Here is a 9,469-nt window from a genome sequence, read left to right on the forward strand (position 1 = left end):
GTGCCGGCGAGCAGTTCGGCGGCGTGCGCGGCCGCCTGGCCGTCCATGCCGACCCCGGCGTCGTCGATCACCACACAGGCGCCGTTGTGCACCGGCTGGACGGTGACCTCGACGGTCGTGCCCGGCTGCGAGTGACGTGCCGCGTTGTCGAGCAGTTCGGCGACCGCGAGCACGACCGGTTCGACCGCCCGGCTCCGCACGGCGATGTCGACCTCGCCGTTGATGCGGATGCGCCGGTAGTCGCGGATGCGTGAGGTGGCGCCGCGTACCACCTCGACGAGCGCGGAGGTGGCGCGCTGGCGGCCGGGCCACGAGCCGCACAGCACGGCGATGGCCTGGGCACGGCGGCCGAACTGGGCGTTGGCGTGGTCGATTTCGAGCAGGTCGCTCAGCACGCCGGGGTTGTCGTGCCGGTCCTGCATCTCGGCGATGGACACCTGCTGTTCGTTGGCCAAGGCCTGGATGGAGCGCATCGACGCCTTCAAGGCGGCCTTCGCCGACTGGTCGGCGCGCGACCGGGCGTGCTCGACGGCGCCGGCGAATCGCTCCACAACAGCGTCGAGGCACTTCGCGAACTCCGTGTCGGTGAGCCGGGTGTCGAGCAGACCGACGGCCGGGACCTGCTGGTGCGTCGCGGTCTCCAGGGCCGGCAGCCGGGCGGAGACGAGGTGCCGCAATTCCGCGTCCCGTGCCCGAAGGCCGTCCCCCAGTTCGGCGTTCCGTCTGCGCTGCCGTGCGCTGATGCCGCGTTCCCGCACCAGCAGCACGGTCACGGCGAACAGGCCCACGGCCAGGCACCAGACCACCGCCTCCGGTATCTGTTCCGTCATCAAGTCCTCACAGCAAGTGGCGGTCGACGAGCGCACGACGGTAGCGGCGCGTCCGCATCGGCACTTGTCCGTGCGCGCAAGGAAGTTGCCGTGGGACGCAGGCACATTCGTGGGGCGTGCGGATCGCGACCGGTTCGGTTTTGGACCAGGCCGACAATGCTGGGACGAGTTCCGGAAACCGATTGCTGGTCCCTAACCTGACGAGGAGTAACAGCCTTTGAACACAGGGAAGTTCCGGGCTGCTCTCGAGCCGTTAGAGACGTCGCAGCAAAGGGGAAGCGTTGCCCACGGGAAGTTACGTCGTGGAGACGACGAGGACCGCCGAGGTCGAGGTACGCGAGCAGACCGATCTGTGGAGTGAGCGCGTCGGGGCGTACCAGACCAGGCTGGACTACAGATACGCGCGCGCCGAAGTCTTCCGCGGCGAGATGATCCGGCAGCGCAGCGACAGCTACCAGGTGGTCACCTGGCACAGCGACCAGATCGAGTACGTCCGCACACCGGGTCTGATCCGCCAGATGCCCGACCCCGACTACCGGCTCCTCTTCCCGCTGGCCGGCGAGCTGTTACTGCGGCAGGACGACCAGGAGGTGCGGCTGACGCCGGGCACGGGCAGCCTGCTCACACTCGGTGCGCCGTTCGAGCTCCTGCACGGTGCGTCCCTGCGCGGTGTCATCATGTCGATCCCGGCTCAGGAGATCGACGGCCCGCTGAACCGGAAGGCGTCGCTGGCCACCGGGCTCGATCTGAGCAAGGGGCTGGGTCGCGTGGTGCACTCCATGGTGCGCGGCCTGAACGCCGAACGCGGCCACCTCACCACCTCACAGTTCGACGCCGTCTGCGATCGCGTGGTCGAGCTGCTGTGCATGCTCGCCTGCGGCGACGACCGCCCCGACGTCCCGGGCCATCTGACCGCGGTGGAGGCGGTGGTCCGCCGCCACGTGCGCGATCACGCGGCCGACCCCGACCTGTCCGGCGCCTCCATGGCCCGCGCCCTCGGCTGGTCCCTCCGGCAGATCCAGCTCGCGCTCCAGCACGTGGGCACCACCCCCCGCGACCTGATCCGCGAGGAGCGCCTGCGTCTGGTCCGCGAGCGTCTCCTGCGCGCCGACTGCGAGCACATGACGATCACGGACCTGGCGTACGCCTCGGGCTTCTCCTCGGCGAGCGCCATGAGCACGGCCTTCCGACGACGCTTCGGGGTGAGCCCCCGGGAGATGCGTTCCAAGGCCCGCTGATCCCACCCGCACGGGTCGGCCGACGGACTCTCCCGTACAGCGGGGCAACCGGCAGTCCCGGAAACGCGTGCCGCCGGCCACCGGTCGGCGCGGGTGACGGAACGCGGCTCGGCCGGCTCAGCCGAGCACGTGCGCGCTGCTGACCGGTTCGCGCCGCTGCTGTCCATTGATGCGGTGCCGCTCGATGGACGAGCGCCGGTAGACCTCCTGCCGCACCCGCTGGATCTCGCCGATGGGCCGGTGCTCCTCACGTGAGCGCCACGGTGTGATCGACGTGGCGTCGGCGGCCGTCACGTTGTCGTCCCCGCCGATGTCCTGACGCGGGAGGTCCACACGGGCGACGGTCACCCAGGGGGACAACTCTTCGGGCCACTTCACGGAGGTGTTGTCCACCGGCATGCGAGCCAGATCGGTGTTGAGCTGCACCTGGAGCTCGAAGGAGTGGTCGCGCTCCGCGGCCTCGGCGACCAGGGTGCGGCGAAACGCCTCGTTGTCCGCGCGCACGTCCACGATCTGGTGCGTGAGAGCGGCCAGGGACTCGGCCGTCGGCACGGTGCGGATCTTGGCGATGTGATCGCCGTACCGGAAGGCGCCCATGCTGTTGTAGGTGTACGACAGCAGGTTTCTGCGCGGGACGGTGGTGAACGAGAGCATGGCGAACAGTTCGTCCCACAGCCAGCCGTCCGGGTCGGTGAGCGTGCCCCGGCGGGTCAGGAACTCCGCCATCCAGGTCTTGCGGCGGGCGGAATTCACCAGGGCCTCGGGCAGCTCCGCGAACAGATCCTCGATGACCATGTAGTCGTAGGCCGTGTTCGCGAAGAAGACGTCGTTGTTGATCAGGTTGAGGTCGAAGGTTCCGGTGTCGGGTTCGTCGGCCAGCAATGAGGGTCCGGGGACCCCGAACAGCTTGATGCCCATCCCGCACGCCGCGCCCAGCTGATGGTCGGGACGCTGGTGGCCCAGACCGTTGGAGTAGCGGACGACGGCGTCGTACTCGGTGGGCCGGGCGAAGATGCCCTGCGCGTGGAAGCCGTGGTTGTCACCGACCGTGACGGTGGCCTTCAGCAGGCCGTAGGTCTTTCCGTGGGCGGTGCGGACGGCGCGGCCGACGGCCTCACGCTCGACCGAGGCGCCGGTGCGCTGCGCCACCTGTGCGACCACGGCGTCCAACTCTTCCTGGTAGGTCGGACGTTCGACGGGACGGTAATTCTCGTAGCGGACGGGATCCATGGTGCTGCCTCCAGGTGTCGGTGCTCCTGATCTCAGACGCTAGCCAGCAATTAAATTGTGCACAACATAACTGGGTGTGATGTATCCCATGCTTCCGCGCCCAGGGGATCACATCAACGCCGAAATGTGATCTCCGGCGGACTTACAGGCATTCCAACCAGTCGGTATGGTGCGCCGCCTGAAGCACTCTTTCCCGTGTACCGCACGGATCCGAGCCGCAGTGGAAGGCCAGGCGATGACATACGCCGACGAGAACCGGTACCCGCCCTCAGCACAGTCCTACGGCATCCCCCCTCGACACGAGACGTACGGACAGAATCCGTGGCCGGAGTCGTACGGGCACGACGCCGCGCGATACGACTCGTACGGTCGGCAAGCCCCCTGGGACGCCCCCTACGCGCACCAGAGCCATCGAGACGACGCCGACCTCACCGCCCTCCGCTCGGCCTACCGCCTGCTCCGCCGGATCTCCACGCTCACCGCGCTCGGCTCCTTCGTGGTGTATGTCGTGCTGTCCTGCTACGCGCCCGGTCTGATGGGATCCAAGGTCACCGGAGAGCTGAGCCTGGGCATGGCCCTGGGCATCCTCCAACTCGTCGTCACCTTCGCGGCGGTCTTCTGGTACGGGCGCAGCGCACAACGCTCCGTGGATCCGTTGGCCCGCGCAGTCCGGGAGCGGGCGGTCCCGACCGGCCGGAACGCGGAGATGGCGAGATGAACGACTTCAGCTCCGGGACGCAGGCCATCATCCTGGTTCTGTTCACCACGCTGGTCACCGTGACGCTGCTGATGTGCGTCATGGCGGGACCGGACCGCGACGACCTGGCGAACTTCTACACCGGCTACCTGTCGCTCACCCCGCTCAAGAACGGCCTGGCGATCGCGGGCGACTACATCTCCGCCGCCACGGTGCTGAGCACCACCGGCATCATCGCGCTCGCCGGATACGACGGCTACGTCCTTGCGGTCAGCACCGCCCTGTCCCTGGTGCTGCTGATGTTCCTGCTGGCCGAACCCCTGCGCAACGCCGGCAGGTTCACCATGGGCGACGTCCTGGCCCGCAACATGTCCGGACGGGCCGTGCGGATCGCCGCCTGCGTGGTGACACTCTCGGCGACCCTGCCCTTCCTGGTCGTCCAGCTCTCCGGAGCCGGGTCGCTGCTCAGCTTCATCCTGGACATTCCGTACGCTGCGGGTGCCAGGACGGCGTGCATCGTCATCGTCGGCACTCTGATGATCATCTACGCGGCGATCGGCGGTATGCGGGGCACCGCGCTCATTCAGATGATCAAGATCGTGCTCCTGCTCGGCACCAGCATCGTCGTCGCCGCTCTCGTCCTCAACCGCTTCGACTGGAGCCCCGGCGACATCCTCAGGGCAGCCCAGCACGGCAGCGGCGCGGGCCCCGCCTACCTTCAGCAGGGCCTGCAGCTCGGCACGTCCACCAGTGGCCGGCTGGACTTCGTCAGTCTCCAGATCACCATCATCCTCGGCGTGGCCTGCCTGCCGCACATCACGATGCGCCTGTACTCCGCGCAGGACGTACCGGCCGTGCGTCGCTCCATGTCATGGGCGGTCGGCACGGTCACCACGTTCTGCCTGCTCGTGATCATCATGGGTACGGGCGCGGCGGCCCTGGTGGGATCGCAGCACATCACCGCGGCGGACCCGCACGGCAGGACGTCGGTGCTCATGCTGTCCCAGGTGCTCGGCGGGGCCCCCGGCTCCGCGGGCGCGGCGATCCTGTACTCGGCCGTGGCGGGCATGGTGTTCATCACCCTGCTGTCGTCGGTCGCGGGGATGACCCTGGCCGCGGCTTCGTCACTCGCCCACGACCTGTTCGCCCACGCGGTGCGGCGGGGACAGGCCGAGCCCCGTACCGAGATGACGGTGGCGGCGTGGACGAGCGTGGCCGTGGGGATCGTCGCCATCGGGCTCGCCACCATGGTGCAGAACTGGGACGTCGGCGTGCTGACCACTGTGGCCATCTGCATCGGGGCATCGGCGGTGGCCCCCGCGCTCACCTACTCCCTGTTCTGGCGCGGGTTCACGCGCACCGGCCTGCTCGCCGCCCTCTACGGCGGCGCGGCCTGCGCGTTGCTGCTCATGGTCTTCTCCAAGGCCGTTTCGGGTACGCCGTCCGCCGTCTTCCCGCATGCCGACTTCGCCCTGTTCCCCATGCAGTCCGCCGGGCTGGTCTCCATCCCGTTCGGCTACCTCGCGGGCTGGCTGGGCAGCCGTCTGGACCACCGTCGCCGTGCCGCCGACAGCCGTGAGCAGCGGCGCCGGTACGAGGAGAGCGAGGCACGGCTTCTCGCCGCAGCCGAATGACCACCGCGGCGCGGGCGGGCCGACTTCAGGCGGCCTCCCGCGCCGCGGCCCGAGACGGTCAGACGGGCGTGCCGGTCAGCGGTTGTTCGGTCCACACGGTCTTGCCGTCGCGGGTGTAGCGGGTACCCCAGCGTTCGGTCATCTGAGCCACCAGGAACAGGCCGCGCCCGCCCTCGTCGGTCGTACGGGCGTGGCGCAGGTGTGGTGAGGTGTGGCTGGTGTCGCTGACCTCGCACACCAGACACTGCTCACGGATCAGCCGCAGGGTCGCGGGGCCGCCGGCGTAGCGATAGACGTTGGTGACCAGTTCGCTGGCGATCAACTCCGTGGTGAACGCCAAGTGTTCCAGACCCCACTCGGTCAGCTTGGCCGAGGTCAACGCCCTGGCCCGGCCGGCGCTGGCAGGCTCTGGCGGCAGATGCCAGGAAGCGACGTCGGCCCGTGGCAGCATGCGGGTGCGGGCGATCAGCAGTACGACGTCGTCGCTGGGGCGCGAGGGCACCAGCGCGTCGATCACCGCTTGGCAGGTGCGTTCCAGCGCGCCCGCGGGGCGGGCGAGCGCTGCGCACAGCTTCGCCAGGGCGGCGTCGGCATCGATGTGGCGCTCGCCGATGATCCCGTTGGTGTACAGAGACAGCAGGCTTCCCTCGGCCAGTTCGATGTCCCGGGTCTCGAACGGCAGACCGCCCAGGCCCAGCGGTGGGCCGGCCGGCAGGTCGAGCAGCGCCACCTGTCCATCCGGAGCGGTCACCACCGGCGGCGGATGACCGGCACGGGCCACCGAGCAGCGTCCGGAGACCGGGTCGTAGACGGCGTACAGGCACGTGGCGCCGACGACCTGCTCACCCACGGGCCGCTCGCCGACTGCTTCGTGTTCGGCCGCCAGCAGATCGACCAGGTCGTCGAGGCGGGAGAGGACCTCGTCCGGCTCCAGGTCAAGGCTGGCCAGCGTATGGACGGCGGTGCGTAGCCGGCCCATGGTGGCGGCAGCATGAATGCCTCGTCCCACCACGTCGCCGACGACGAGGGCGACCCGGGCCCCGGACAGGGGAATGACGTCGAACCAGTCGCCGCCCAGGCCCGGGCCTGCGCTGGCCGGCAGGTACCGCAGGGCCACCTCGACGGCCGACTGGTCCGGAACCGTCCGGGGCAGAAGGCTGCTCTGCAAGGTGAACGCGGTCTGCTGCTGCTGGGTGAAGCGCCGGGCGTTGTCGATGGCGACGGCGGCGCGCGAGGCGAGTTCCTGAGCGAGGGTGAGATCGTCGGTCTCGAAGGCATCGGGGCGGCGCGAGCGCCACAGGGTCATCACCCCGAGCACCAGGCCGCGCGCGGCGAGAGGTACCACAATCAGGGAGTGGGCGCCCGGGTCCGGAGCCTGGACCCCCTGACGGCCCGCCGCCGACACCCAGTCGGGCGGCAGAACCGGCTCCAGCACGGGCCGTCCCTCGGCCAGACATCCGGCCTGTGGTGTGTCGGGCCCGAACTCCACGGGATGGCCCTCGGGGTGGGGCGGGCCGGGTTGCTGGGCACCAACGCTGCAGGTCCCCAGCCGGACCACAGGCCCTGCCACGGCACGCGTCGGTTCCTCACCGCGCGTCACCGCCTGAAGCAGGTCCACCGACGCATGGTCGGCGAGGTGGGGCACCATCACTTCGGCCAGTTCCCGGGCGGTCTCGGCCACGTCGAGCGTGGTTCCGATACGGCTGCCCACCTGGTCGAGGAGCGCGAGCCGGCGCTGGGCCCGGTGGCGTTCGGTGATGTCCTCGATCATCTCGGCCACACCGAGGACACGGCCGGAGGGATCCTCCATCCGGAAGGACGAGACCAACGCGACCCGCTCTCGTGCCGGATCCTGCTCCAGGCGGACGAACTGCTCGGAGTAGACCAGGGGTTTTCCGGTCTGCATCACCTGGCGCACCCGGTCCACAGCCTTGCGCGCGTCGTCGGCGAGGAGCATCCGGCCGGTGGACAGCCCCCGGAAGTCCGCTGCCGGGACGCCGCTGAACCGTTCGATGGCCCGGTTGACCCGGAGGATCCTCTGGTCGGGGCCGTGGACGACCAGGCCGATCGGGCACTGGCGGTACAACCCGTCGAGGACCGCCCGGTCCCTCTGCCATTCGAGTACGTCAGCCGCGGGTGCCCCCGCGAGAAACCACTCTCGTCCCCGGTCACCGCATGACAGCTCATGGGCCCTGAGCCCCAGCTCCACGAGCTGCCCGTCGCGGTGGCGCAGTGTGAGTACGCCGAACCAGCCACCGGCTCTCCTGCACTTCGCCGCGGCCTCGGTGACAGCCGGCAGATCAGGAGGATCGACCAGCACCTCGAACGCCGGACGACCGATCACGGCTGTGTCCGAATGGCCGAGCAGCTCCTGAGCCCGCCGGTTCCATCCGACCACTACTCCCCGGTCGTCGAGCACCACCAAGGCAGCGAGGTGCGGGGCGAACGGATCGTCGTGGCTTTCGCTGAGCTCCGTCATCGGCTTCTCCACCGCTGGACACCACCGCGTACTCGGTCGCCGATGTCTGCTGACCCGGTAAGCCTATTGAAACCCGGCAGAGGCCGCGGCCCGACACGGCGGGCAGGAGGGTTACGACGGACTGAGCGGGGCCGGTCCCCAGGGGTCTGGGGCACCGACCCCTGGGGACCGGCCCCGCAGGCTCACTTCGCCGGCGGGCCGAACTCCTTGCGGGTGTCCACCGGCTTGCCGAACAGCTGCCACCGCTCGCCCTTGAACCGCATCAGCTGCATCGTCTCGATCGGGAAGGCGTCATCGGCCCCGGTGGAGAGGGTGACACCGGGGAGCAGCATGTCCACTTTGACGTCCTTGAGGTTGCGCACCGCGTCCCGCAGCCCCTCCCTGGTCGGGCACTTCATCGCGTCCAGGGCCTTGTGCAGGCTGGAGGCGGCGGCCCAGCCGTAGGCGTTGAACTGGTTGGCCGGGTCGGAGCCGGGCACGTGCTTGCGCAGCGCTTCCCGGTACGTCTTCATCTCCGCGTCGTCCGCCCACTGCGGGTCGGCGGGGTCCTTGAAGTAGGTCGCCGAGACCACGCCCTGGACGTTCTTGAACCCGACGGGCTTCAGCACGGTGGCGGACGAGGACACGTTGTTCACGATGTGCAGTGGGTTCCACTTGGTGTTCTTGGCATCGGCGGCGAGGGCCTGGCTGCCGAACTTCGGGGTGGTGATGTTGAGCAGCACATCCGCCTTGGACCGGGCGAGGCTCGTCATCTGCGCCGAGACCGAGGGGTCGGTGACCTCGTAGCTCTCCTCGGCGACCACCTTGATGCCGCTGCCGGCGACGGCCGCCTCGAACCCGCCGAGCAGATCCTTGCCGAAGTCGTCGTTCTGGTAGAGGACGGCGACCTTGGCCTTCGGCTTCTCCTCCTTGAGGTATTTGGCGTACACGCGTGCCTCGGAGATGTAGTTGGGCTGCCAGCCGGTGGTCCACGGGTGGTTGTCGTCCGTGCCCCAGACGGAGGCGCCGGTGGCGACGAAGGGCTGCGGCACCTTCCGCTTGTCCAGGTAGTCCCACACGGCGGCCGTGGAGGGCGTGCCCAGGGTCTGGAAGACGGCGAAGACCTTCTCCTGCTCGACCAGTCTGCGGGCCTCCTCGACCGCCTTGGGAGGCTGGTAGCCGTCGTCGCGGACGATGAACTCGACCGTGCGGCCGTCGATGCCGCCCTTGTCGTTGACGTGCTTGAAGTAGGCGCTCACGCCCTTGCTGATCGTGCCGTACGCGGAGGCCGGCCCCGACAGCGGGTAGATGCCGCCCAGCTTGATGGTCTTGTCGGTGATGCCGGTGGTCTGCTGGCCCTGGCACGCGCCGTCGGCGGCCGC

General features: G+C 69.3%; 7 protein-coding genes. 3 read left to right on the top strand and 4 right to left on the bottom strand.

Features of this window, described 5'->3' with window-relative positions; genetic code table 11:
• The coding region (locus tag K4G64_RS36515) for an ATP-binding protein (RefSeq protein WP_221760181.1) at positions 1-830 on the bottom strand (830 nt) is incomplete at its 3' end.
• A gap of 281 nt (positions 831-1,111) precedes the next feature.
• On the opposite strand from K4G64_RS36515, the gene K4G64_RS36520 reads away from it, so the two are divergent.
• The gene (locus K4G64_RS36520; protein WP_221341947.1) at positions 1,112-2,068 is read left to right on the top strand and encodes a helix-turn-helix domain-containing protein; all 957 of its coding nucleotides are present in this window, start codon (positions 1,112-1,114) and stop codon (positions 2,066-2,068) included.
• A 117-nt stretch (positions 2,069-2,185) separates the two neighbouring features.
• On the opposite strand, the gene K4G64_RS36525 is transcribed toward K4G64_RS36520, so the two are convergent.
• On the bottom strand, positions 2,186-3,298 hold the full coding sequence (locus K4G64_RS36525; RefSeq protein WP_221760182.1) for a catalase family protein: 1,113 nt from the start codon (positions 3,296-3,298) through the stop codon (positions 2,186-2,188).
• A 235-nt stretch (positions 3,299-3,533) separates the two neighbouring features.
• Between K4G64_RS36525 and K4G64_RS36530 the strand changes: the two genes are divergently transcribed.
• Entirely contained in the window at positions 3,534-4,016 is a 483-nt protein-coding gene (locus tag K4G64_RS36530) for a DUF485 domain-containing protein (RefSeq protein ID WP_221760183.1), read from the top strand.
• Complete coding sequence (locus K4G64_RS36535; protein WP_221760184.1) at positions 4,013-5,629, top strand: cation acetate symporter; 1,617 nt, start codon at positions 4,013-4,015, stop codon at positions 5,627-5,629. The genes K4G64_RS36530 and K4G64_RS36535 overlap by 4 nt, the downstream gene beginning before the upstream one ends.
• 58 nt (positions 5,630-5,687) lie before the next feature.
• Here the strand turns inward: K4G64_RS36535 and K4G64_RS36540 are convergent, their stop codons facing one another.
• Both K4G64_RS36540 and K4G64_RS36545 read right to left on the bottom strand, forming a co-directional pair.
• Positions 5,688-8,108, bottom strand: coding sequence for a SpoIIE family protein phosphatase (locus tag K4G64_RS36540; protein WP_221760185.1), 2,421 nt, complete (start codon positions 8,106-8,108; stop codon positions 5,688-5,690).
• Positions 8,109-8,290: 182 nt separating this feature from the next.
• Positions 8,291-9,469, bottom strand: a 1,179-nt coding sequence (locus K4G64_RS36545) for an ABC transporter substrate-binding protein (RefSeq protein ID WP_221760186.1), incomplete at its 5' end; no start/stop codon positions are given.

It is taken from the genome of Streptomyces sp. WAC04114 (genome assembly GCF_019733245.1).
Classification (GTDB): Bacteria; Actinomycetota; Actinomycetes; order Streptomycetales; family Streptomycetaceae; genus Streptomyces; species Streptomyces massasporeus_A.

Excerpts from the sequence above, each read along its gene's own strand:
- K4G64_RS36525 (WP_221760182.1), bottom strand. The coding sequence starts at position 3,298 with ATGGATCCCGTCCGCTACGAGAATTACCGTCCCGTCGAACGTCCGACC.
- K4G64_RS36530 (WP_221760183.1), top strand. The coding sequence starts at position 3,534 with ATGACATACGCCGACGAGAACCGGTACCCGCCCTCAGCACAGTCCTAC.
- K4G64_RS36535 (WP_221760184.1), top strand. The coding sequence starts at position 4,013 with ATGAACGACTTCAGCTCCGGGACGCAGGCCATCATCCTGGTTCTGTTC.
- K4G64_RS36540 (WP_221760185.1), bottom strand. The coding sequence starts at position 8,108 with ATGACGGAGCTCAGCGAAAGCCACGACGATCCGTTCGCCCCGCACCTC.